Origin of the sequence: Phaeobacter gallaeciensis DSM 26640 (assembly GCF_000511385.1) — a bacterium.
Taxonomy (GTDB): Bacteria; Pseudomonadota; Alphaproteobacteria; order Rhodobacterales; family Rhodobacteraceae; genus Phaeobacter; species Phaeobacter gallaeciensis.
Genome location: NC_023138.1, coordinates 52,790 through 75,615 on the forward strand (window position 1 = coordinate 52,790; position 22,826 = coordinate 75,615).

21 protein-coding genes are annotated in these 22,826 nt (G+C 58.5%); 9 read left to right on the forward strand and 12 right to left on the reverse strand.

Translation table 11 applies throughout. The annotated features are described in order from the left end of the window. The first annotated feature begins 140 nt into the window (after nt 1–140). From xylF to GAL_RS18450, 4 genes are all read left to right on the forward strand, one after another. Nucleotides 141–1,166, forward strand: a complete 1,026-nt coding sequence (gene xylF / locus GAL_RS18435; RefSeq protein ID WP_024099058.1) for a D-xylose ABC transporter substrate-binding protein — start codon at nt 141–143, stop codon at nt 1,164–1,166. 117 nt (nt 1,167–1,283) lie between these two features. Then, nucleotides 1,284–2,585: a sugar ABC transporter permease gene (locus GAL_RS18440; protein ID WP_024099059.1), complete on the forward strand. Its 1,302-nt coding sequence runs from the start codon at nt 1,284–1,286 to the stop codon at nt 2,583–2,585. Next, nucleotides 2,582–3,364 carry an ATP-binding cassette domain-containing protein gene (locus GAL_RS18445; protein WP_024099060.1) on the forward strand — a complete coding sequence of 261 codons (783 nt, stop codon included), beginning with the start codon at nt 2,582–2,584 and terminating at the stop codon, nt 3,362–3,364. The genes GAL_RS18440 and GAL_RS18445 overlap by 4 nt, the downstream gene beginning before the upstream one ends. A 125-nt stretch (nt 3,365–3,489) precedes the next feature. Continuing rightward, entirely contained in the window at nt 3,490–3,918 is a 429-nt protein-coding gene (locus GAL_RS18450) for a MerR family transcriptional regulator (RefSeq protein ID WP_024099061.1), read from the forward strand. Here the strand turns inward: GAL_RS18450 and GAL_RS18455 are convergent, their stop codons facing one another. The 5 genes from GAL_RS18455 to GAL_RS18475 all read right to left on the reverse strand — a co-directional run bounded on the left by GAL_RS18455 (nt 3,919) and on the right by GAL_RS18475 (nt 7,957). Continuing rightward, the gene (locus GAL_RS18455) at nt 3,919–4,287 is read right to left on the reverse strand and encodes a type II toxin-antitoxin system RelE/ParE family toxin (RefSeq protein WP_024099062.1); all 369 of its coding nucleotides are present in this window, start codon (nt 4,285–4,287) and stop codon (nt 3,919–3,921) included. Then, the gene (locus tag GAL_RS18460) at nt 4,271–4,546 is read right to left on the reverse strand and encodes a type II toxin-antitoxin system ParD family antitoxin (RefSeq protein WP_024099063.1); all 276 of its coding nucleotides are present in this window, start codon (nt 4,544–4,546) and stop codon (nt 4,271–4,273) included. The genes GAL_RS18455 and GAL_RS18460 overlap by 17 nt, the downstream gene beginning before the upstream one ends. 41 nt (nt 4,547–4,587) lie before the next feature. After that, on the reverse strand, nt 4,588–5,310 hold the full coding sequence (locus GAL_RS18465; protein ID WP_024099064.1) for a hypothetical protein: 723 nt from the start codon (nt 5,308–5,310) through the stop codon (nt 4,588–4,590). Between the two features lie 77 nt (nt 5,311–5,387). Then, the gene (locus tag GAL_RS18470; RefSeq protein WP_024099065.1) at nt 5,388–6,944 is read right to left on the reverse strand and encodes a cisplatin damage response ATP-dependent DNA ligase; all 1,557 of its coding nucleotides are present in this window, start codon (nt 6,942–6,944) and stop codon (nt 5,388–5,390) included. Beyond that, nucleotides 6,944–7,957: a ligase-associated DNA damage response exonuclease gene (locus GAL_RS18475; protein ID WP_024099066.1), complete on the reverse strand. Its 1,014-nt coding sequence runs from the start codon at nt 7,955–7,957 to the stop codon at nt 6,944–6,946. The genes GAL_RS18470 and GAL_RS18475 overlap by 1 nt, the downstream gene beginning before the upstream one ends. A gap of 193 nt (nt 7,958–8,150) precedes the next feature. Here GAL_RS18475 and GAL_RS18480 point away from each other — a divergent pair, with 193 nt between their 5' ends. Continuing rightward, entirely contained in the window at nt 8,151–9,485 is a 1,335-nt protein-coding gene (locus tag GAL_RS18480; protein WP_024099067.1) for an MATE family efflux transporter, read from the forward strand. 9 nt (nt 9,486–9,494) lie between these two features. On the opposite strand, the gene GAL_RS18485 is transcribed toward GAL_RS18480, so the two are convergent. Then, a complete protein-coding gene (locus tag GAL_RS18485; protein ID WP_024099068.1) occupies nt 9,495–10,472 on the reverse strand; it encodes a DNA topoisomerase IB in 978 nt (325 codons plus the stop codon). A 74-nt stretch (nt 10,473–10,546) separates the two neighbouring features. Next, complete coding sequence (locus tag GAL_RS18490) at nt 10,547–11,926, reverse strand: NAD-dependent succinate-semialdehyde dehydrogenase (RefSeq protein WP_024099069.1); 1,380 nt, start codon at nt 11,924–11,926, stop codon at nt 10,547–10,549. 189 nt (nt 11,927–12,115) lie between these two features. Here GAL_RS18490 and GAL_RS18495 point away from each other — a divergent pair, with 189 nt between their 5' ends. Both GAL_RS18495 and GAL_RS18500 read left to right on the forward strand, forming a co-directional pair. Next, a complete protein-coding gene (locus tag GAL_RS18495; RefSeq protein ID WP_040104356.1) occupies nt 12,116–13,351 on the forward strand; it encodes a putative DNA modification/repair radical SAM protein in 1,236 nt (411 codons plus the stop codon). Then, entirely contained in the window at nt 13,351–14,826 is a 1,476-nt protein-coding gene (locus GAL_RS18500) for a UdgX family uracil-DNA binding protein (RefSeq protein ID WP_024099071.1), read from the forward strand. The genes GAL_RS18495 and GAL_RS18500 overlap by 1 nt, the downstream gene beginning before the upstream one ends. On the opposite strand, the gene GAL_RS18505 is transcribed toward GAL_RS18500, so the two are convergent. From GAL_RS18505 to GAL_RS18520, 4 genes are read right to left on the reverse strand one after another with little or no spacing between them, the layout of a single operon-like run. After that, on the reverse strand, nt 14,823–15,080 hold the full coding sequence (locus tag GAL_RS18505; protein ID WP_024099072.1) for a hypothetical protein: 258 nt from the start codon (nt 15,078–15,080) through the stop codon (nt 14,823–14,825). The two genes, GAL_RS18500 and GAL_RS18505, sit on opposite strands and share 4 nt — an antisense overlap. A 26-nt stretch (nt 15,081–15,106) precedes the next feature. Then, nucleotides 15,107–16,480: a polysaccharide biosynthesis/export family protein gene (locus GAL_RS18510; RefSeq protein ID WP_174888037.1), complete on the reverse strand. Its 1,374-nt coding sequence runs from the start codon at nt 16,478–16,480 to the stop codon at nt 15,107–15,109. A 56-nt stretch (nt 16,481–16,536) separates the two neighbouring features. Beyond that, a complete protein-coding gene (locus GAL_RS18515; RefSeq protein ID WP_024099074.1) occupies nt 16,537–17,196 on the reverse strand; it encodes a YjbF family lipoprotein in 660 nt (219 codons plus the stop codon). After that, entirely contained in the window at nt 17,193–19,322 is a 2,130-nt protein-coding gene (locus GAL_RS18520) for a YjbH domain-containing protein (protein WP_024099075.1), read from the reverse strand. The genes GAL_RS18515 and GAL_RS18520 overlap by 4 nt, the downstream gene beginning before the upstream one ends. 127 nt (nt 19,323–19,449) lie before the next feature. On the opposite strand from GAL_RS18520, the gene GAL_RS18525 reads away from it, so the two are divergent. Then, nucleotides 19,450–20,181, forward strand: a complete 732-nt coding sequence (locus tag GAL_RS18525) for a metallophosphoesterase (RefSeq protein WP_024099076.1) — start codon at nt 19,450–19,452, stop codon at nt 20,179–20,181. 186 nt (nt 20,182–20,367) lie between these two features. Here the strand turns inward: GAL_RS18525 and GAL_RS18530 are convergent, their stop codons facing one another. Further along, on the reverse strand, nt 20,368–21,417 hold the full coding sequence (locus GAL_RS18530; protein ID WP_024099077.1) for a DUF418 domain-containing protein: 1,050 nt from the start codon (nt 21,415–21,417) through the stop codon (nt 20,368–20,370). Nucleotides 21,418–21,730: 313 nt separating this feature from the next. On the opposite strand from GAL_RS18530, the gene GAL_RS18535 reads away from it, so the two are divergent. Beyond that, a complete protein-coding gene (locus GAL_RS18535) occupies nt 21,731–22,810 on the forward strand; it encodes a calcium-binding protein (RefSeq protein WP_024099078.1) in 1,080 nt (359 codons plus the stop codon). The last annotated feature ends 16 nt before the right edge of the window (nt 22,811–22,826 follow it).

The window sequence follows — 22,826 nt, forward strand, 5'->3', positions numbered from 1 at the left end:
GACCGACAAGATATCCGACCTCATGATACATTATTTAATTTGAGTTTCAAAAAAAATAATGTTAGGGATATCAGGACGGGCATGTAGCGAGGGGGACCTGACTGCTGCACGGACCCGCAACGACCCGAGGGAGGAAAACAATGAAATTCTTGAGTGGCGTATCCGTACTGGCTTTTGCTGCAACTGCGAGCATGGCCCTTGCTGAAGATGTGACCGTTGGCGTCAGCTGGTCGAACTTCCAGGAAGAACGCTGGAAAACTGACGAAGCTGCGATCAAGGCTGCACTGGAAGCAAAAGGTGCAACCTATGTATCTGCAGATGCGCAGTCATCTTCGGCAAAGCAGCTTTCCGATATCGAAAGCCTGATCGCACAGGGCGTCGATGCGCTGATCGTACTGGCCCAGGATGCCCAGGCCATCGGCCCGGCCGTGCAGGCCGCCGCAGACGAGGGCATCCCTGTTGTTGCCTATGACCGCCTGATCGAAGACGGCCGTGCGTTCTACCTGACCTTTGACAATGTCGAAGTGGGCCGGATGCAGGCGCGCGCCGTGCTGAAAGCTCAGCCCAGCGGCAACTATGTGATGATCAAGGGCTCGCCCACCGATCCAAATGCTGATTTTCTGCGCGGTGGTCAGCAAGAGGTCATTCAGGCTGCAATCGACAGCGGCGACATCAAAATCGTTGGTGAAGCCTATACCGATGGCTGGCTGCCGGCCAATGCACAGCGGAACATGGAACAGATCCTGACCGCCAGCGACAACAAGGTTGATGCGGTTGTAGCCTCTAACGACGGCACCGCTGGCGGTGTTGTCGCTGCGCTGACCGCGCAGGGCATGGAAGGCATTGCGGTTTCCGGTCAGGATGGGGATCACGCTGCACTCAACCGTGTTGCCAAGGGCACGCAGACCGTATCTGTCTGGAAAGACGCCCGTGATCTGGGCAAGGCTGCGGCAAACATCGCGGTCGAAATGGCCGAAGGTGCTGCCATGGGTGATGTTGCGGGCGGCGCTGCCTGGACCTCACCTGCCGGTACCGAGCTGACCGCTCGCTTCTTGGAGCCCATCCCGGTAACCGCCGACAACCTGTCGGTTGTTGTGGATGCAGGATGGATCACCAAAGAGGCGCTGTGCCAGGGCGTGACCAACGGCCCCGCGCCCTGCAACTAAGCTGCGGCTGAGAACGCTCAGCTGCTACGTCTCAAACCGGCGCGCGCCCACCCACGGTCCTGATCGGATCGGGCGCGCGTCCCTCCTTCAAATACCGCTGATCACTGGAGTTCGGATATGACCGAAACCACGTCTCAGCCGATCCCCGAACACAGCAAGCGTGGCCTGTTCCAGCAATTGGAACTGGACGTCCGCCTATTGGGAATGATCGGTGCCTTTGTCATCTTGTGCATTGGATTCAACATCCTGACGGATGGGCGTTTCCTGACGCCGCGCAATATCTTTAATCTGACCATTCAGACCGTGTCGGTGGCCATCATGGCCACGGGCATGGTGTTTGTGATCGTGACCCGTCACATTGACCTGAGTGTCGGCGCGCTGCTGGCGACCTGCTCGGCGGTGATGGCCGTGGTGCAGACGGATGTGCTGCCGGATATGTTGGGTCTTGGCCTCAACCATCCTGCCACCTGGATCATCACCGTGGCCGTGGGCCTTACCATTGGTACGCTGATCGGGGCTTTTCAGGGATGGATGGTGGGCTTTCTGACCATCCCGGCCTTTATCGTGACGCTGGGCGGATTTCTGGTCTGGCGCAATGTGGCCTGGTATCTGACCGATGGTCAGACGATTGGCCCGCTCGACAGCACCTTCCTGGTCTTTGGCGGCACCTCCGGCACATTGGGCACCACGCTGAGCTGGGCGGTTGGGATCGTTGCGACCGTTCTGGCGCTGGCCGCATTGTGGAACAGCCGCCGGGCCAAGCAAGGACATGGTTTCCCGGTGAAACCGGCTTGGGCCGAAGCGGTCATCGCGAGTGCCATCGCGGTATCCATTTTAGGTTTTGTCGCCATTCTCAATGCTTATCAAATTCCTGCCCGCCGTCTGAAGCGGATGATGGAGGCGCAGGGGGAAACCATGCCCGAGGGGCTGGTGGTTGGCTATGGTCTGCCGATTTCGGTATTGATCCTGATTGCTACCGCTGTGGTGATGACGATCATCGCCCGCCGGACGCGTCTGGGGCGTTATATCTTTGCGACTGGCGGCAATCCTGATGCGGCTGAGCTGTCTGGCATCAACACACGGCTTCTGACGGTGAAGATCTTCGCCCTGATGGGGTTCCTCTGTGCGCTTTCCGCTGTAGTGGCATCGGCGCGACTGGCGAACCATTCCAATGATATCGGCACCTTGGACGAGTTGCGCGTCATTGCGGCGGCAGTCATCGGCGGCACAGCTCTCTCAGGCGGCTTCGGGACGATCTATGGGGCCATTCTTGGGGCATTGATTATGCAGAGCCTGCAATCCGGAATGGCGATGGTCGGCGTGGATGCGCCGTTCCAGAACATTGTTGTCGGCACCGTGTTGGTTGCCGCTGTCTGGATCGATATTTTGTATCGCAAACGTGTGGGGGCCCGGATATGACCACTGCAAAAGAGCTGCGCGCCGCAGGCGCCACTCCGTTAGTCGAGATGAAGGATATCTCGATCTCCTTTGGCGGCATCAAAGCCGTGGATCACGTCAGCGTCGACCTGTACCCAGGTGAGGTTGTCGGGCTTCTGGGCCACAATGGTGCCGGGAAATCCACCCTGATCAAAGTGTTATCGGGAGCCTATCAGATGGACGCGGGTGAAATCCGGGTCAATGGCGACCGGGTTGAGATCACAAATCCGCGGGATGCGCGGTCGCATAATATCGAGACGATCTACCAGACGCTGGCGCTGGCGGATAATCTTGATGCGGCCTCAAACCTGTTTCTGGGGCGTGAGCTGGTGACACCGTTCGGATTGGTCGACGACTCCGCGATGGAGGCCGAATGTCGCAAGATCATGAACCGGTTGAACCCGAACTTTCAGAAATTCTCTGAACCGGTTTCGGCCTTGTCGGGCGGGCAACGTCAATCCGTTGCCATTGCGCGGGCGGTGTATTTCAACGCCAAGATTCTGATCATGGACGAACCGACCGCAGCCCTTGGTCCGCATGAAACGCAGATGGTGGCAGAGCTGATCCAGCAGTTGAAGGCGCAGGGTATCGGGATTTTCCTGATCGACCATGACGTCAATGCGGTAATGGAACTGTGTGACCGGGCCTCTGTCATGAAGAACGGCCAGCTTGTCGGAACCGTTGATATTGATGATGTCACTGATGACGATCTGTTGAGTATGATCATCCTGGGTAAGCGGCCGGGAGAAGCGGCTGCCTGAGGCGACAAGTTTTTAACAAGCGGGGCTGCCATCGGCGGCCCCTTTTTGCGTTTTCCCTAGCTTGCGGGGCGGCAGGTTGGATTCTACAGTCTATGTAGATTTTTATGATCGCTGGGGAAGACAGCATGCTGACGATTGGCACATTGGCCAAACGCACCGGGACAAAGGTGCAGACCATTCGCTACTACGAGCAGATCGGTTTGATGCCGGAACCGGGCCGAACTGCGGGCGGGCAACGCCGGTATGGCGATACGGAGCTGGATAGGCTTGCCTTTATTCGCCATGCCCGACAACTGGGGTTTCCGCTGGATGCCATACGCGAGCTGTTGGATCTGGCGGATCATCCGGGTCAATCATGTTCCGATGCGGATTCCATCGCGCAACGGCAGCTGAAACAAGTGGCGGATCGGATCGCGCGGCTGGAGGCCCTGCAGACTGAGCTGCAGCGGATGATCTGCGATTGTGCTGGCGGTACCGTCGCTGAATGTCGTGTTCTGGAGGTGTTGCGGGATCATTCGGAATGCCTGACCAATCACGATGAGATCGGTGCCTGATTAGATCCTTGGTGGCGTCTCATCATGCCCAAGCGCACGCAGCAGCATCCGGCGCTGGTGATCTTGGCCGCCAAAGAACACTGCCAACACGCGCAGTTGTTGGTCTGCCTCGTCTAAATCAAAATAGAATATGGCGCGCCCCTTGGTGACGCTGCGCAGGCCCGGTGCAATCTCGGGGCGCAGCATGCCTTGGTGGGGCGCTTGCCCCAATGCTTCCATCGCATCGTCAATCTCGGCCAGACGTGTGGCAGCGCGCTCGAACGCGGTCTCTGTGTCCTCACCAAAGCCAATGGCGGCTTCAAAGAGGAAGTCGAAAATAGCCTCGAGGTCTCGGTCGATCGCTTCGGCGCGATTAACCCGGTAGATCATGCTGCATCCGTTTCCGTGCCAGAAGATCCGTTGTGCGTTGACGGCCATCTGACGCGCTGACGAAGGCCCCGTCGCGCCGCTCTGCAATCAGGGCACGCAGGGCTGCGGTGTCGGCACGGCGCGCCTCGGTTTCTTCACGTAGAAGTTCGAGGCCCTGCTGCAATACGGCGCTCAGGCTCGAGTACCGACCTTCTGCGACCAAGGTGCGGGCAAAGTCATCCTGCGCTTCGGTCAGGGAGATGGAGGCTTTCACACTCATTTTGCACCTGATGTTGCTGTGGGTTCCCATCTCTACTTATGCTACTGAGTAGCATTTATCAATCCAGCACCTGATACTCCACGCAGGGCCAGTGCGATCCAGCCCAATCCTGCGAGGGCGACGATCAGCCAGTTGTCGCTGCTCCATTGGTTGACGACGATCCCGCCGATGGCCCAGCAGACAGCAATCGTATAGGTTGAGGCGGTGGGGTTGCGTGATTGGACCACCCATGCAACCGCCAGTGCCGCCACAAGACAGATCACCCCCGCAATTTCTGGGTTCATCAGCCCGTATCCGGGAACAACGATACTGATCGAAACGGCAGAAGCAGCTGTTAGCCACCCTGCATAAAGACCAATTGGGCCACGTTTCCAGATCCTTTTGCGACCACCGGCGCGGTCCATTGCAAGGATCGCAGTGACTGTCATGGCCAGGATCAGGAGTGTGGCCAGAATTGGCGACATATTTGCAATCCAGAGCCAGCAGACGCCGATGGCAAGGCTGATCGAAAGTGGTTTACGCATCTCATGCCAGCTTGAGTTCTCCGCTGCCCGAACGGCGCCAAACCCGGCTCCTACAATGAGCCAGAGATAGATGACGATCCAGATGGAAAACGCGGGTCCTACCGGCTGAATGACGGGATCAGGCTGAGGGTAGGGCAGTTGGCTGGCGGTGTAGCCGGTAAAGGGTGCAGTCACCAAGGGCGCTGCAGCAAAGGCAATGGCAAGAGCCAAGGTAAGATAGGCCAACGATTGTTTATTCATTGTCTTCAAATCCCGCTATTATTTACCGGTGTGTTCGAGAGCCTATCATTTCAATATTACGCTCTGTTTACATGCGGTTAAAGAAACGCTCTCAGCTCAGCTAATGTTCCTGCTTCTAACGCTGGTTTATCGGTTCGTATGCGATTGATACGGGGAAACCTCATGGCCAGACCGCTTTTGTGACGGGATGATTCATTCAGCCCTTCAAAGGCAACTTCCAACACAAGCCCAGGTTTTACCGCACGGACCGGACCGAAGCGATCAATGGTGTTGTTGCGCACAAACCGATCCAGCTCCTTCAGCTCAGCGTCGGTGAAACCGAAATACGCCTTGCCGACAGGCACCAGCTGATCGCCATCCCACACGCCGAAGGTGAAATCAGAGTAGTAGCCTGAACGCTTGCCATGCCCGCGCTGTGCATAGAGCATGACCGCATCCACCAGCATTGGATCACGTTTCCATTTGAACCAATTGCCGCGCTTGCGCCCTGCAATATAGGCGCTGTCGCGGCGCTTGATCATGACGCCTTCAATCACGCTGTTTGGCGGATCCGCCCGTAGTTTCGCGAGATCTTCCCAAGTCTCAAAGTCAAGCGGCAGAGAGCGATCGATACGTGGATCACTCAGATCGGTAACGCAGGTTTGCAAATGTGTCTGGCGATCAACCAATGTGCGGCATCTCAGATCTTCGCCATTCCAGAGCAGCACGTCATAGACCCGCAGCGCGGCGGGATGGCTTGCCAGCATTGCCTTTCCAACCTTCTTGCGACCCAGCCGTTTCTGCAGATCGCCGAAGGGAGCAACGATGTCCTCGCGTTTTACCAGCAGCTCGCCATCCAGCACCCCGTCAAAATTCAACGCCTCGATCACATCGGGGAAGGATCCGGAGATATCTTCACCGGTGCGCGAATACAGCCGCCTTGTCCCGTTGTCGTTCACGGCCTGAACACGGATGCCGTCCCATTTCCACTCCGCGACGAAGTCTGCCGGAGAGAGGCTGTTGAGGTCCTCCAGATCAGTACCGGTGGACAGCATGACCGGGCGGAAGGGGGCCGCTGCGAGGTTCATTGGCTTCTCGCCGCCCTCCAACCAAGCGAACAGTGGCAGGTATGGCGCTGTTAGCCCGTGCCAGAGTTCTTCTATCTCGGTGACATCAACATTCCCAAATTGGGCCAGCGCGCTGCGCGCCAACCGGGCAGAGACACCAACGCGCAGGCCACCTGTCGCCAACTTCAGATACGCATAGCGCTGCGTCGGGGTCATCTGTGACAACCGCCGAGCGATGAGTGCGGGGAGTTGTGCTTTGGCGGTGCTGGTCAGTTCATGCACCGCATCGGCCAGCGACAGATCAACCACCCTGTCGGAGTGCGGCCAGATCAGGGCCACGGTTTCCGCCAGATCGCCGACAAAATCATAGGACAGGCGGAACAGCTCTGCGTCCGTCTCCTCTGCCACCAGACCGCGCAGCAGGGAGGGCGTCACGTTGCGCAGGGCAAGGTCACCGGTGATGGCCGCAAGCGCATAGCCCCGGTCCGGGTCCGGGATTGTGCTGAACGCGGTCATTAGATGAGCAATCTTGCCATTACGCGAGGGTGTGAAGGCGAGTTGCTCCAAAAGCTCGGCGAAGGCCTGCATTACTCTGCCTCCTCCTCATAGCCGACGAGCCTCAGGGGGCGCGCGGTGATCTGGTTCAACTCGCACCAGCGGACCAGCGCGTCCTCACGGCCGTGAGTGACCCATACCTGTTCCGGGTTGAGATCCCTGATGGTGCGGGTCAGATCCGGCCAATCCACATGGTCGCTGAGGATTAGGGGCAGTTCGACACCCCGCTGCCTGGCGCGGGCACGCACCTGCATCCAGCCGCTGGCAAAACAGATGACCGGATCGGGAAAGCGCTGTGCCCAGGTCGCGGCAAATGCAGAAGGCGGGCCAAGAATAATCTGGCCTTTAAAGGCCGCTTTGCCTTCCTTGGTGGTGGCCGGACGCAGTTCTCCCAGATCGACCCCCTGCGCGATGTGGTAGTCACATAAGCGCTGCAAGGCCCCGTGGATATAAATCGGCTGATCCCAACCTGCCCGCCGTAACAGCGCGATAACCCGTTGCGCCTTGCCCAATGCGTAGGCGCCGACAAGATGGCAGCGCTCAGGTTGCGCCGCGACCGAGCGCAGCAGTTTTTCGATTTCGGAGCGAGGGGTAGGGTGGTTGAACACCGGCAGACCGAAGGTCGCCTCGGTCACGAAAACGTCGCAAGGGGCCAGTTGAAAAGATGCGCAGGCGGGGTTGTCCACGCGGGCATAGTCACCTGAAACGGTGATGGCAGTATTGCCGTCGTCGACAGTAATCTGACAAGAGCCCAACACATGGCCGGCGGGTGTAAACCGCGCGTTGATGCCGTCAATTTCTGTACTTTCCTCAACGGCAATACGGTTGACGCAGAAGTCATCGCCATAGCGTATGGCCATGATATCCAGCGTCTGGGGGCTGGCCCAGACGGTGCCGTGGCCGGCTCGGGCATGATCGGCATGCCCATGGGTGATCATCGCACGGGGGACCGGGCGTATCGGATCGATGTAGAAATCCCCGGCCGGGCAATAGAGGCCATCCGGCTGGGGGTGCAGCAACTCCTCCGCCAGGCGTTTTGCGCTCACGGGATCGTCTCCTTCGTGTCAAACCAACGGGTATCGGAAAGAAGCTAACCCAATCAGATGTTTGGACAAGGGCTGTGGCGCCTCCGACTGACAATCTCAGTGTTAAATGATGGGGGCTGGAACCATCTGCGGAGTCACGCGTTTTGCCCGTTGTGGCGCAGCCATCCCAAAATATCAGCTGAGGAGACGACCCGTGGCGCAGAAGAATTTGACGCAAGGGGCGGTCTGGCGTGCGCTCGCGGCGGTGTCAGCTCCAATGTCGCTGGGCATTCTGGGCGTGTTGAGTGTTGGTTTGGCTGATGCCTATTTTCTAGGTCAATTGGGAGAGGCACCGCTTGCGGCTGTCGGTTTCATCTATCCCGTGACAACAGCGGTGACATCGCTGTCGATCGGCCTGTCCGCTGGTGCAAATGCGGCAATTTCTCAGAGTTTGGGGCGCGGTGATAGCGAGGCTGAAACCAACAGGCTGTCGGTCCATGCCATCGCCCTGGGCACAGTGGTTGCGATATTGGTGGCGCTGGCGTTCTACCTTGGCGCGGGCGCTCTGTTCTCGGTGATGGGCGCAAAGGATGATGTACTGGCAGAGGCGCAGTCCTATGCACCATTCTGGGCGCTGTCTTTCCCGTTTTTAGTCGGCATGGCGCTTTTGAATGCAGTGTTCCGGGCGCATGGGGATGGCGCAACCTCAGCGGTGATCATGATGGTTGCAGCCGTGCTTAATATCGCGCTGGACCCTGTCCTGATCTACGGGCTCGGCCCGGTGCCGGAGATGTCGACCGCCGGGGCGGCACTTGCCACTGCTCTGGCGCGGGTTCTGACGCTGATAGGGGCTTTTAGTTACGCGCTTCGGATCGGGGTCATTCGCCCGCCAGAGGTGTTCACCGATGGCATTGGCGATTCCGTGCGCGAAGTTATCCGTGTCGGCCTCCCCGCCGCATTTTCAAATGCGATCAACCCGGCCGGAATGGCGATGGTCACAGCCGCGGCGGCGACCCTGGGTGATACTGTCGTTGCCGGGCTCGGGGCTGCACAGCGGGTGCAATCGGTGGCTCTTGTACCATTGCTGGCGCTGTCGGCGGGTATCGGGCCTGTTGTCGGTCAGAACTGGGGCGCGGATCAGCAGGCGCGGGCACGTCTGGCAGTGTGGCGATCCTGGCAATTCTGCGTCGGATACGGGCTGGCCGTGGCTTTGGCGCTGACGCTGTTTGCGTCTGATATCGCCAGCCTTCTCACCTCTGATCAAGGCGCGGCCGCGAGGGCTGCGCAGTATCTGCGCTTCGTCAGCTGGAGCTTTCTCGGATATGGCGTTTTGGTTACCGCCAACGCCGCGATGAATGCGCGTTCGAAAGCTGTGTGGTCAATGGGTTTGAGCCTGATGCGGATCTTTGCGATATATGTGCCGCTGGCGTGGCTGGGTGTCTGGATATTTGGTTATGCGGGCATTCTTGGCGCTGCGGTGATCGCCAATCTGGCGGCTGTTCCAGGCGCTTATTTCACCGGTCGCAGGACGGGATTAGTGGCGCGCTGAGAGCGCCGCTCAGCTGGCATTCAGCAAATCAATCAGTCTACTCTCACCCAAGCGTAGCCCGCTGATTTGCCGCTGCGACAAAGCGCTCAGCCGTGCTGCACGTTGAGGGTCTGGTAGCTCGGCCAATCCGATGATCTGCGGATGGATATAGCTGTTGCGGGCGATGGTTGGGGTGTTGTGTAGCCGCTCTGCAGCGGCTTCTGCCATCGCGGTGATGGTCAGGGTCGGGGCATCGAGAGCGACGGTAAATGCGGCATGGCTGCCGTTCCAGGTGCGCAGGGTCTTGGCGGAGACCCCATCGCCGCAGAGTTTAGCCAAAACCTCCTGCACCTGCTCTGAACGCACGGCGCGGGTATTGCCGTCGGCGTCGACCCAAGAGATCAGTTCGGGACCGGCCAGATCCTGTGAGCGTTCAAGAATGCGTTGCAGCGCAGGGCCACGCAGGGATTTCTCCACGGTCTGGCCACCCTTCGCCGTATATCTCAGCTGTATCACCTGCCCCGAAAAGGCGACGTGACGCGGGCGCAATGTGGTGGCGCCGTAGCTGCCGTTCTCCTCGGTGTAGCTGGGATTTCCAATTCTGAGCGAGCCGCGATCCAACAGGGCGAGTACGGCTGCGATCGCGGTGTCTTCGTCTCCAACAGGGCCGGTCAACCTGTCGCTGATCCAGCGGCGCAACACGGGTAGGCGCCCCCCAAAGGTGCCCAGCTGGGCAAATTTCTGTTCGGCCCGGTGCGCCTGCCATTCAGCGTGATAGCGATATTGCTTCCGATCGCGGGCGTCGCGCCCGGTGGCCTGAAGGTGGCCATTGGTCAGTGGGCACAACCAGACATCTTTATAGGCAGGCGGGACGCCCAAACCATTCAGTCGCGCTCGTTCCGTCGCATCGCCGATATGACTGCCATCGGGCATGTAATAGGAAAACCCGCGGCCTCGACGGCGGCGGGTAATACCGGGCTGATCATCCGTATAGTAGACCAGTTTCATTACGTTGATCTCTGTCTCAACAACGATGGGCCATGGGGTTGCGGGCCGCCTGAGGTCAGGCGGCCCTCACATTGTCAGCTCATAACCATGACTGATTTGACGTTCACAAATTCTTTCATGCCAAAGCCGCCGTGTTCTCGACCATAGCCGGAATCCTTGACACCACCGAAGGGCATGTTGGGGATCGCGAGACCAAACCCGTTGATGAACACCATCCCGGTGTCGAAGTGATCACGGGCGAGGGCAAGTGCCTTCTCGGTGTCTTTGGTCATGATGCCGCCACCAAGGCCAAAGCGGCTGTCGTTGGCGATGCGCATGGCGTCATCTTCGTCCTGCGCGCGGATCAATGCGGCGACTGGGCCGAAGAGTTCATCGTCATAGGCGGGTTGGCCGGGGGTCACATTCTCAAGAACGGTCGCCGGGTAGAAGAAACCTTCGCCATCTGGCATCTCACCACCGCAAAGCAGTCTGGCACCACCTTCGAGACTGTCTTTCACCTGTTGATGAAGATCGTCGCGCAGATCCTTTCGTGCCATCGGCCCGATGTCTGCATCTTCCCCCATCGGGTCCCCGGGGGTGACACGCTTCATCGCCTCGACATAGGCGTCGCGGAACTGATCATAGATGGCGTCCACCACGATGAAACGTTTGGCGGCAATGCAGGTTTCGCCATTGCTGTAGGTCCGGCCATTGACGCAGGTCTGGACGGCAGCCTCGATATCGGCATCCTCCAACACGATGTAGGCATCGTTGGACCCCAGCTCCAGTACAGTTTTTTTCACTGCCTCTGCGGCCTTGGCACCGACCTTGCGGCCCGCGCCATCGCTGCCGGTCAGGGTGACACCGCGCACCAGATCGTGGCTGATCAAAGTATTCGATTGATCATGGGAGATCACCAGGGCCTGAAACAATCCCTTCGGAAGGCCCGCGGCCTCGTAGATTTCCTGCAGCATCTGACCCGAACCGGTGACGTTGGAGGCATGTTTCAGCAGCACGCCGTTGCCAGCAATCAAGCTGGCAATCGAATAGCGGACAACTTGATAAGCGGGAAAATTCCACGGCTGGATGCCGTACACAACGCCGATGGGCGAATAGAAGATGTGCCCTTTCTCGCCACCCTCGATATCGCGTTCTTCCGGGGCGAAAGCATCCGGAGCTTCGGCCGCGCTGTAGTCACAGATTGCGGCGCAGAGATCGATCTCCTGATGGCTTTGCTTGAGCAGTTTGCCCATCTCCTTGGTCATCAGTTCTGCAAGCTCATCCTTGCGGTCGCGCAGGGCTGCGCCAATAGATTTGATGACTTTTGCGCGATCTTCCACCGGGGTCAGCCGCCAATCCAGAAATGCATTGTGGCAGCGTTGCACGGCGTCTTCCAGCGCCTCACCGCTGAGCACGTTATAGCTGTTGAGTGTTTTGCCAGTGGTTGGATTCACGGTTGTGACTGTATCGGACATGATTGGCCTTTCGTTCTATCGGCAGAGAGGGATGCCTCTGACTGTCTCTTGCAGGCACAACGTAGCTTCCGTGATTGGGTTCCCGGCAATCGCGGGGACGTGAGGTCGTAGCCGTAAGTTGTGGGATGGCTCGGCCTGTTCATCGCAACTCGGATTGCCTTCCTCTCAATGAGAACGTATACAGAACATATGACTCGACAGACACTGGATCAAAAACTCGCCATCCTAAGTGATGCTGCCAAATATGACGCCTCCTGCGCGTCTTCTGCCTCAACGAAACGCGACTCACGCGATGGGAAGGGGTTGGGCTCAAACGAGGGGACGGGGATCTGCCACGCCTATGCGCCGGATGGGCGCTGCATCAGCCTGTTGAAGATCCTGATGACCAACTTTTGCATCTATGACTGCACATATTGTGTGAATCGGGTGTCCTCGAATGTGCCACGCGCTCGGTTTTCGGTGGATGAAGTGGTGAAGCTGACCATCGAATTCTACCGACGCAATTATATCGAGGGTCTGTTCCTCTCCTCGGGGATCATCCGGTCGCCGGACGCAACGATGTCGGATATGGTACAGATTGCGCGTAAACTGCGGCAGGAAGAGAATTTTCGCGGTTATATCCATCTCAAGACGATTCCAGATGCAGCGCCGGAGCTGATTGCTGAGGCTGGTCTGTTGGCGGATCGCCTGTCGATCAACGTCGAGATGCCGAATGATGCAGCGGTGCGCGAACATGCGCCTGAGAAAGATCCCAGCCAAATCCGCAAGGCAATGGGCGATGTACGCCTGCGCAAGGAGGCCGCCAAGGACCGCAGCCACACAGGCCGTCGCCCGCCCCGGTTCGCCCCGGCAGGGCAGTCCACTCAGATGATTATCGGGGCGGATGGCTCAAATGACGCGATGGTACTGGGCCAGTCGACCCGGCTCTATTCCAGCTATAAGCTGAAGCGGGTTTATTATTCTGCGTTCTCTCCAATTCCTGACAGTTCGGCCAAGTTGCCTCTGATATCCCCACCATTGCAGCGCGAGCATCGCTTGTATCAGGCGGATTGGTTACTGCGGTTTTATGACTTCCAGCTTGATGAGATCACCTCGGTGACGCCGGATGGCAATCTGGATCTGCATATAGATCCCAAACTGGCCTGGGCGCTGGCCCATCGCGAGATGTTCCCGTTGGATGTGAACCGGGCCAGCCGGGAGATGCTGTTGCGCGTGCCAGGGTTTGGCGTGAAGACGGTGAACCGCATCCTGAGCACCCGGCGGCACCGGTCGCTGCGGTATGAAGATCTTCTGCGCATCGGGGCCTCAATGAAAAAGGCACGGGCCTTTGTGGTGGCGGGTGGTTGGACACCGGGTCGGCTGACAGACAGTGTCGATTTGCGGGCGCGGTTTGCACCGCCACCAGAACAGCTGGCCCTGTTCTGATGTACCATGCTGAAATGCCTGTAATTGGGACGGCGGAGGCCTGGCGCTGCGCTGCGCGGGGGTTTCTGGCACAGGGTATTCCGCCTGAGGCAATCCTCTGGAACAATGACAGCATGGCGCCGGATCTGTTCGCATCACAGACCCGACCGCCGCCCAATGGCGATATCCACGTGCCGCGCGGCTTTGTCACCTTGGCGGATAAGGTGGTCTGGCACAGCGACCCGAGCCGGTTCTCCCGGCTCTATGGGTTTCTCTGGCGCCTGCGGGGGGAGCGTGGTCTGATGAGTGATCGCGGTGATTTGGATTTGGCCCGGCTGCGGCAGATGGAAAAAGCTGTGTCGCGCTGCCAACACAAGATGAAAGCCTTCGTCCGGTTTCGTGAATTGGGTGACGCAGATGCGCCGCGCCGGTCCTTCGCGGCGTGGTTTGAGCCGACACATCACACGGTGGAGCCAACAGCGACGTTTTTTGCCCGGCGTTTTGCCGATATGGACTGGCGCATACTGACGCCGGATGTTGCAGCGATATTTGAGGGTGGCGAGCTGCGGTTTGAGCCCGGCCATCCCCGGCCTGAACTGCCGCAGGATGCCAGCGAACAGCTCTGGGTTACCTATTTCCGCAATATCTTCAATCCGGCGCGGTTGAAGGTTCAGGCCATGCAATCGGAGATGCCCAAGAAATACTGGAAGAATATGCCGGAAGCCGCTGCCATTCCGGAGTTGATTGCCACAGCCCCGGCCCGGGCGCGCGCCATGGCGGAAGCCGCACCAACCTTGCCACCGTTACGCGCCGCGCGGGTGCAGGCCCGCTTGCCAGAGGCAAACCCCTATTGGCAGGGGCCGGCCGCTGAATTGCCCGCGGCAATCAACAGCTGCACTCGCTGTCCGTTATATGGCCCAGCCACGCAGGCTGTTCCCGGTGAAGGCCCAACAGATGCGGATCTGATGATTGTCGGCGAACAACCCGGTGATCAGGAGGATCTGGTGGGGCGGCCATTTGTGGGACCTGCCGGGCAGCTGTTTGATCAATTGGCGGCTGAGATCGGGCTGTCGCGGGAGGCGGCCTATGTTACCAATGCGGTGAAACATTTCAAATTTATGCCTAGGGGCCGCAAGAGACTGCATCAACGGCCCAATGGATCGGAAATTCACCACTGTCAGGTTTGGCTCCGGGCTGAACTGGATCTGGTCCAACCAAAGCTGATCCTCGCGCTTGGCGCGACAGCGACGGAGGCGTTGCTGGGGACTGGCAAGGATATCCAGCAGCGGCGTGGCACGATTGAGCGCCGCGCTGACGGGACGCCGGTTTTGATTACCCTGCATCCGTCTTATTTGCTTCGGGTGCCCGACCCCCATCTGCGCGCGCATGCAACCGAGGATCTGCGGGCAGACCTGCGACTGGCGGCTGATTGGTTGGTTCACTACGAGACGTCGGGCAGGCCTCAATGTGGGGCGCCACTAGAAGCCTGCCCCTAGTCCGTGCTTGTGGTGCTGGTCGAGCTTGAGGAGCCGAGGCCCGCGACCAGCGCCAGCCCCAGAAGACCAATTGCAGGTGCAATCATCGGCGCGAATTGACCTGCAACCGGTTCAATGAACAAAAGACACGCGTCTTCTTCCGCGTTGCGGTCATCCTCGCAGTCCAGTTGGTCCTCTGCGGTCTTTGTAGTCTGCGCCAGACCGGAATCTGCCATCAGCAGGAGGGCAAAGGCGCAGCTCAGGATTGGTCGCATGATATATCCTATCGCCGTTTGTCCCATCAGTTCACCGCCGCTGCGACGGGTGTTGTGATCAGGGAAGGAGTGATTTGGCGCAGGGTACGGCCCCATTTGGTGACCGGGTTCTCGGCGACGAAGATCACATCATCCGGTCGCAGCTGGAATTTGGTCGCGAGTGTCAGGTTGGCCGCACTGCTCGCATTCAGATGCCAGGCGGTCACCGCGCCGAATTCACGCGGGTCGCTGGAGGCGCGCAGCACATAGACTTGTGAAACATCACCGGTTTCGCGCGCGATCCCACCGCCCGCATCATAGAGCGCATCCGCCAGAGAGGCCTGGCGTTCGTAGGGCAGAGGATAGCGGGTCTGTTTATCGACCTCGCCGGTCAGATAGACATAGTCACGGTTGTTCGCGCCAAGAACTTCACGCGCCTCAAAGGTGCTGCGCTGTTCGGCATAGTCACTGCGGCGCAGGGAGATCGCAGTGTTCAGCTCGCTCAGTTCCTGTGCACGGGCAGCGAGAGTTGTCTGCTTCAGGCGTATCTGTTGTTCAAAGAAGCGCTCAGCGCGGTTGAGATTGAAATCCGTATCGACAAACACGGCATCGCCGGAGATGAGACGTGTGTTTTGCAGATCGGGGGCGGCATAAAAATCTGTGAGCGGGATTTGATAGAGTTCACCGTCGCGATAAATCCTGACGGAACTGACGTCGATATCCGCTACGGACACGCTGCCCGCAGCGGCCAGCGCTTCGCTGAGGTAGAGCGGTGTCAGGGTGATCGGCAGAACACCGGGTTTTCCAACCGCTCCGCCGACAGAGACGCGACGCGAGTTGAACTCGGCGATTTCGAGGCTGAAAGTCGGGTCGAACTGGGCTTCTACCAGTTTCTGGAACAGCAATTCCTCCGCATCCTCAATCGTCAGCCCGGCAATGCGTACGCGCCCGACATCGGGAATATTGACCGATCCGTCATCCTGTACGGTGTAGCCATTGCGGCTGTTCTGCGCCGCCAGCAGACCAGTCAGCTCTTCCAAGGTGTTGCGTGTCGTGGGCGTTGCCAGCATGACGACGTCACCAACCCCGATCTGATAGGGCATTTCGGGAGTCGCCGGAGGACGCTTTAGCGCAAGGCGCTGATTGCGAAGGCCCTCCTGAGTGGATGGCGCCTCTGGCAGTCGTCCCGCGCCGCGAACAGAAACACCCGCGCCGGTGCCGGCGGTGCGGGCGTAGGCTTCGGGCAGTGATTGCGGAGCATAGGCGGCCCGGTTGGCTTGCGTTACGGTTTCACCATTCAGCGGCACCACACGCACCTGTGTGCCATCCCCTGCGCCGGGGATGACATCAGAGCTGCGATAGACGGTTGAACATCCTGCCAGCGCAAGGGCGGCGCAGCAGATCATGGAAATCAGGCGCAAGGTCTTTCCTCCAGTCGGGGTGGGATGGCGCTGGCAAGGCGCGTTGAGGGTGCGGATCATGGTGTCACCTGCAGCCGTGTTGTTATTGTACCAAGATAAGGTCCGGTCCACTGGCGGCTCTGGATGAGCCTGTTGTCAGTTGCTCGCAACCAATAGAGGTTCAGGAAATTCTGGTCCGGGTTGATGCAGCTCTCGGCGATCAGGCGGGTGGCGATTTCTTGGCCGGCAATGGTCAGCGTACGATTGCCGCGATCCCTGATGTCGCAGTGATAAGTCCGGGTCTCAGTCTCATCGTTGCCGGTCAGATAGCTGTGAAATCGCTCTGCCGACCCTTCTGCATGTGCAAAAATACGACGACGAGATTGCTCCAGGTCAACAGCCATCAAACCTGCGCCGAAACCACGGGTTGCGCGCAGCAGACCCTTGTCCGTCTGCAGGCTCGCCCCGTCGGAGGACAGCCATGTGACCAGCCCGGCGCGGCGGGTTTCCTGCAGCATGACACCGCCTCTTCCGGTCTTGAGAAAGCGGACCTGTATCTGCTCGGCACCGGCGTTGGCCAGCATGGCGGCGCGTGCGGTGGTCTGCTCAGAAAGACCTCTTGTCAGCTGCTCTGTCGTCAGGATCTCGCGTTCATCATTCGTGCAGGCCGCAACGCTCAGGCAGGCGAGGGCTGCGATGGCACTGGTGAACCGGTGGAGACGTCGCGCGATCATCATCTGGCGTAGCGCCCCCATTGTGCCGCAAGCGCCCGCCCACGGCTGTCTCTTACCTTGTCATAGAGGCGTGTCTGTACGTTCAGGCGGGCACCGCCATCCCGCAGAACCGGGCGGATGACCTGTGTGATGCTACGTCGGGAGGGTTTTCCGGTGAGCCAGGCAACCGGCACCTCAACACGAATGCCCTTGTCAAAGGACCCTTCGCCAAATTCTTCATAAGATGCGTCTGTCAGTGTCGCAAACGCGCCGACCTTGAAGCCGTTGTTGAACTCCCGATCAACGGTAACCGTGGTGCCCCAGTCGCCGGCAAGATACCGGCCCATATCGACCTGCACATGATAATCGCCGCGGGTTTTGTAATAGACGGAGGCATGGCCGGTCATGACGTCGTAGTCCCGGAACCCGAATTGAGCGTCAAAATCGCGCTGTCTGGCATAGTTCAGCTCCGCTCCAAGTGCGAGGCTGCTGCCAACCGGAAACCAGAGCAACTCCGCTGAGATACCGCCGAACATCTGCTCAAGGTAGCCTGCGGTGACGCGGGCAAACAGATCCTGACCGGGCCGCCAGCTATAGTCAGCGGTCAGATGGCTGAGGCGCAGGTCGGATTCTGATGCATAGCGCGCCCAGTCCGAACGAACTCGGGGTAATACGGAGTTCGAGGGGCGCGCCGAGGTATCAAGGTTGCCAACCACTGGCTGACGCAGCTGACCGGCAAAGGTCCAGCCGGGCGCAGGCTGGTAGCTGGCTTTTAGCTCGGCGCCGATCTCATAGCGCAGCGGTTCGTCCGGATCGAAGAAGGAAAGTTGCGTATAGGGGCCAAAGCGATAGGTGAAGCGGGGAAAGGCAGCAATATCGTCATTAACAGTGATGGGTTCCGGAGCGTCTTCGATCTCAGTCCGGGCGAGGCTGCGCCAGGCTTCATCCAGATCGCCCTCGAGCTCGTACAGGTCGCTGCGCTGGCTTTTGATGCGGGTTGTGGGCAGCCCGTTCTCAGCGAGCGTCACCTCAAATTGCTGCAAATGGGGCGGCAGAGTATTGGCCATAACGCGGGTTGTGCGCCCAACCGCCTGTGCCGCCGCGCCGTAGCGCAAATTCTCCACAGTGATGCGCGCGCTGGAGCCTACGCGTTCAAAGCTGATCAACCGAAGGCCCTCCGCCTCCAGCTGGGATTTCAGCACATCTTTCAGGCGGGGAGGTTGTGGTCCATCAGGCCCGCCCTGGGCGAGGTTCCAACTCGCCATTGCCACCTGTTCGGCTGGTTTCAGCGCGGGTGCTGCTGCACCCTGACCACCGGGTGTTGCGGCGCGGCGCGGGTCAAACGCATAGCTCAGCTGCACGGCAAATGCAGAGCCATTCAGATATGACCCGCCCAGGGTCACACCATTGTCGAACCGATAGGATGCCCCGATATTGAAAGGGGAGCGAACATCGCTCAGCCCGCGCTGAGCCTCTGCGGAATAGGTGTCGGAGGAATATTCCGCCATCACAGACCAGCGCGGCGTCACATCCCAGCGCAGCCCACCGAAGAGAGCAGCGTCGCCCCGGAACCAATTGCCGAAATCCAGCTGGCCTGTGGTCGATATGCCACCGGCATTTGAATCTTCGCGGGTGTCAAATCGCCCGTTCAGTGCGGTCAGCGGATTGCGCTGCCCGCCGCGTCCAGCCAGCCTCCCCCATCCGATCCCGCCGGTGACGGTGACATCGGGCGTCACGTGTTTTGTTGCGACAAGATATTCACTGGCATAGACGCCGGTGCCTCCGAAATCGCGCAGACCAAGGGCAATGGCAGGCCCGGCAGCGGTTTCCCGGCGCAGCTGAAAGTGAACATCAAAGCTGCGGTCATAGCGGCTGAGGCCCACCCGGGCATCAAAGTCCCGCAGAAAACTGTAGCGAAAGCTGCCGTAGACATTCGGCAACATTTGAAACGTCAGGGTATTGCGGCTTGTGTTCTCGAAGTTCGAGGTGGTCAGCGCCAGCGTTCCGTCCGGAAGAACTTCCGCAGTTGGCATATCGATCAACCCCGGGGTTCCATAGGTCGACAGAGTTTGGGCTGGTGCACGGACTGCACCCAGCGGGCCGCTGAGCATGCTCAGACAGCCAATCAGAAGAATTGCGTGTACCCGCATTCCCACCCAGCCTCGTCGTGCCCACCTTTTTTGGTGGTGCTTCTTCACACTGCGCCCAACCCCGCCTAACACTAAACCCGCAGATTTGCCGGTTGAAACAGCGTCAGGCCCCCAGGGAGCAGCGATTATGTTCAAAAAGTTAATTACCGGAGTTCAGGGAAAATCGCAAGAATTCGTGGCTCTCAACCCAGAGCTGCGCTTCTATGTGATCGGAGATATCCATGGCTGTGATGACCTGCTGGCCAAACTTCTGACGCGACTAGATCCTGAGCTGCCGGTGGTTTGTCTTGGCGACTATATCGACAGGGGAGAGCAGAGCGCGAAGGTTTTGCGACGGCTGATGGCACGGCCTGATATTACCGCCCTAATCGGCAATCATGAGGTGATGTTGCTTGATTTTCTCGCGGACCCGATCCCGAACGCGGAGATCTGGCTGCGCAATGGCGGATTGCAGACACTGGCGAGCTTTGGTGTGGGTGGGGTTTCGGAACAATCCTCTGCAGCCGACCTCGAAAGCGCTGCACAAACGCTACGCGCGGTGATGGGTGCCGAGATGATTGCCTGGCTGGAGACCCTGCCGACCTGCTGCCAATCTGGCAATGTCTTCATGGCCCATGCCGGTGCCGATCCCGAGGCGCCGTTGACGGCTCAATTTCGGCAGGCGCTGGTGTGGGGCCGCCCTGATACACGCCGGCTACGCCGTGAGGATGGTATCTGGGTCGTGCACGGCCACTGGATCGTGGAAGAACCGACAGTCGCCGAGGGGCGGATCGCATTGGATACCGGCGCATTTGCCACCGGCTGTCTGACCGCGGCAGAGATCGATTGCGGGCAAGTCACGTTCATCTCGACTGGATAATGGTCTGCGGGCTTCGTGGAACGGAAAGACGGTTGGTGGGTTCCTCAACAAATTCGCTCGGAGAGAGGCGGCGTCGCTGACGACAGCAAAGAAGCAGAGTGATACACGTGACGGCGTTCAAAGCAAAGTTTCTGCACAGGTCGGAGGTATTGTTTTACTAGGTAACCACTCAGGGCAGGCGGATCATTAGCCCGCTAACTTGCGCATGACCATTTCGATTGGGCCGTTTCTGGCAAAACGAGACCAGATCCACGCATATCCCGTCGCGCAGATGCAGAACATCAGGGCTGCCGAGACGGCAGTCTCAGGCGTCTGACCTTCCAACATGTTCATTTCTTCTAGAATACCCATTCCGATGAGAATATGCGCAATATAAAGCGTAAGGGTCTGGCGGCCCGCGGGGGCCAATGCCTGCACGACGCCGAGCCGTTGCAGCGTCGGCGTCAACAACAGGCATCCGCCGATCACTATGCAGGCGGAGGAGAGCCCGGCGATCATATAGAACGGCATTGGCGGGATTGGCATTGTTGTCGCCAAGTCTGCCAGTTCAGGATCAATCTGCTTTAGGCTTTGAACCGCGATTGCGCTGGTTGCTTCGGTCACCGTATAAATCACTGCGCCAACAAGGATAAGACCGATTTGAACTCTTCGGTTCTGCAATGGCATCCGAGACAGCAGGATACCGGCAAGCAGAAATGCAAGCCAAGGTATAACAGGGTGCCATCCATTGAACAGAAGGTGGCGCAGAAATCCTCTGATCGTCCAGAGGTCCGCATAGGTATAAAGCTTCCAATCCCACCCGCTGTCATAGTTGAAGATCAATACCATCACTGGAAACATAAGGATCAGCATCACCGTGAGAGATGCAAGCAGCCGCGTTGACGCCTTGAGCAGTAGTGCTGCGAATATGAAATAGACGGCATAGTAGTGCAGGATATCAGCGTCAAAGATCATCATGTTGATCATTCCGAGGCTCATCAGGAACGCAGCGCGCCGCACCGTCGTTGCGGCGATACCGTCTGTTGACCGGTTTGATGCAAGGCCAAGCCCGATCCCGGCCAGAACAACAAAACATGCAGCCGCACGCCCCTCAAGGGCAGTGCTTAAAACCGCCACAATACCTGTGCCACCCTCAGCACCCATGGCGATCTTGAAATTCACAATGACCATTCCGACAAATGCGAAATAGCGTGCAAGGTCCAAGCCTTGCAGGCGGGTTGCGGGTGTGAGAGCCATATCTATTCCAAATGAATGAACGTATGTTCACTATATGAGATATATACCTTCGGGTTCAACCCAAATAGGTAGGGCGATCCCGATTTGCCCGGACGGGGTACTGCTCGCTGACAACTTTTGAAAACGCTTAGTGACGGTAAAATGGGGGCTCGCTAGTGCAAGTGAGTGTGGGTGGTCGCCACTGACAATCGAACCTTGACTGGAATTTTATCGACATCTTATCGTGTGAAGTATCGTTTACTCATGGTGAGTTTACGGTGAAGTTTCTGGTTTGGGTCGCGCTTTGTTGGCGATAGTGGAGTGATTGGTAAAAATGCCGAATGCAGTATTGAACGATATTTTGGAATTGGAAGAGTGGCTCGAATACATCGGGGGCGTGGTATCCTATAGTGGTAACACCGATTTGCTCGCAGCTTTCAATGCAAGCAATGTAACACAGCTGACCGTTGGGGAATTCCTCACCATCATCAACGCTGCCGAGCAGGCGATTTTGTCGATCAACTGGCAAGACCTTGTTGATCAGGTCGCCGATCTACTGGACACGCCATTCATTTCAGCACAGCTCACGGCGGCTGAAAAACAAACTATTCTAGATTCACTTTCGATGATCGAACCCTCTGACATAACCGAAGGGTTTGATTTGCTCCGGGCCGAGTTTGCCGGGATTTCAACTGGAACGCTGGTCGTCGATGCCCTGAGTATCGCAGGCGAAGACACTCCGGTGGGTACCGACGGAGATGACGTATTGACGGGTACCGTCGGCAGCGATGACGTTCGTCTGGCGACCGGTAACGACGCTTTCGCCGCCGGGCAGGGGGACCTCGGCGATGATACAGTGCGCGGAGGATCTGGAAATGACACCATTAACGGCGGTTCGGGTCAGGATGTCCTTTTCGGCGGTAGTGGTGAGGATGTCCTGCGTGGGGGATGGGGATCTGACCTGATGAAGGGCGGACGCCAGGCAGATGTTCTGATTGGTGCTCAAGGTCGTGACACTATCTATGGAGAAGGTGGCGCGGACCGCTTGGACGGTGGAGCAGGCAACGATCGACTGGTTGGCGGTTCGGGCCATGACACAATCCTGGGCGGAGCAGGGATCGACAGGTTGTTTGGCGGAAATGGCAACGACAGTTTGGTTGGTGGCGCGCAGGCGGATTATTTCATTTTCCGGGGTAATTTTGGCGACGACACCATTCGTGGGTTCGCGTCGCGCAGTGATGCGGAGAAAATCGACTTGCGGGGCGTATCAGAAATTTCTGACCTCAGTGACTTGCAGGACAATCACCTGACACAAGACGGCAGCAACGCAATGATTGCGGATGGTCAGGGGAACACAATCACCTTGCTTGGTGTTGATGTGAATGATCTCGATGCGGGTGATTTCCTCTTCTGACCACGATTGGCTTTAG

Bases quoted from the DNA above. Each gene is read 5' to 3' on its own strand.
- GAL_RS18470 (WP_024099065.1), bottom strand. From the start codon at position 6,944: ATGCAGGCCTTCGCCGAGCTTTTGGAGCAACTCGCCTTCACACCCTCG.
- GAL_RS18465 (WP_024099064.1), bottom strand. From the start codon at position 5,310: ATGAATAAACAATCGTTGGCCTATCTTACCTTGGCTCTTGCCATTGCC.
- GAL_RS18495 (WP_040104356.1), top strand. From the start codon at position 12,116: ATGACTCGACAGACACTGGATCAAAAACTCGCCATCCTAAGTGATGCT.
- GAL_RS18520 (WP_024099075.1), bottom strand. From the start codon at position 19,322: ATGCGGGTACACGCAATTCTTCTGATTGGCTGTCTGAGCATGCTCAGC.
- GAL_RS18440 (WP_024099059.1), top strand. From the start codon at position 1,284: ATGACCGAAACCACGTCTCAGCCGATCCCCGAACACAGCAAGCGTGGC.
- GAL_RS18460 (WP_024099063.1), bottom strand. From the start codon at position 4,546: ATGAGTGTGAAAGCCTCCATCTCCCTGACCGAAGCGCAGGATGACTTT.
- GAL_RS18490 (WP_024099069.1), bottom strand. From the start codon at position 11,926: ATGTCCGATACAGTCACAACCGTGAATCCAACCACTGGCAAAACACTC.
- GAL_RS18445 (WP_024099060.1), top strand. From the start codon at position 2,582: ATGACCACTGCAAAAGAGCTGCGCGCCGCAGGCGCCACTCCGTTAGTC.
- GAL_RS18455 (WP_024099062.1), bottom strand. From the start codon at position 4,287: ATGATCTACCGGGTTAATCGCGCCGAAGCGATCGACCGAGACCTCGAG.
- GAL_RS18530 (WP_024099077.1), bottom strand. From the start codon at position 21,417: ATGGCTCTCACACCCGCAACCCGCCTGCAAGGCTTGGACCTTGCACGC.
- GAL_RS18500 (WP_024099071.1), top strand. From the start codon at position 13,351: ATGTACCATGCTGAAATGCCTGTAATTGGGACGGCGGAGGCCTGGCGC.
- xylF (WP_024099058.1), top strand. From the start codon at position 141: ATGAAATTCTTGAGTGGCGTATCCGTACTGGCTTTTGCTGCAACTGCG.
- GAL_RS18505 (WP_024099072.1), bottom strand. From the start codon at position 15,080: ATGCGACCAATCCTGAGCTGCGCCTTTGCCCTCCTGCTGATGGCAGAT.
- GAL_RS18515 (WP_024099074.1), bottom strand. From the start codon at position 17,196: ATGATGATCGCGCGACGTCTCCACCGGTTCACCAGTGCCATCGCAGCC.
- GAL_RS18485 (WP_024099068.1), bottom strand. From the start codon at position 10,472: ATGAAACTGGTCTACTATACGGATGATCAGCCCGGTATTACCCGCCGC.
- GAL_RS18535 (WP_024099078.1), top strand. From the start codon at position 21,731: ATGCCGAATGCAGTATTGAACGATATTTTGGAATTGGAAGAGTGGCTC.
- GAL_RS18525 (WP_024099076.1), top strand. From the start codon at position 19,450: ATGTTCAAAAAGTTAATTACCGGAGTTCAGGGAAAATCGCAAGAATTC.
- GAL_RS18450 (WP_024099061.1), top strand. From the start codon at position 3,490: ATGCTGACGATTGGCACATTGGCCAAACGCACCGGGACAAAGGTGCAG.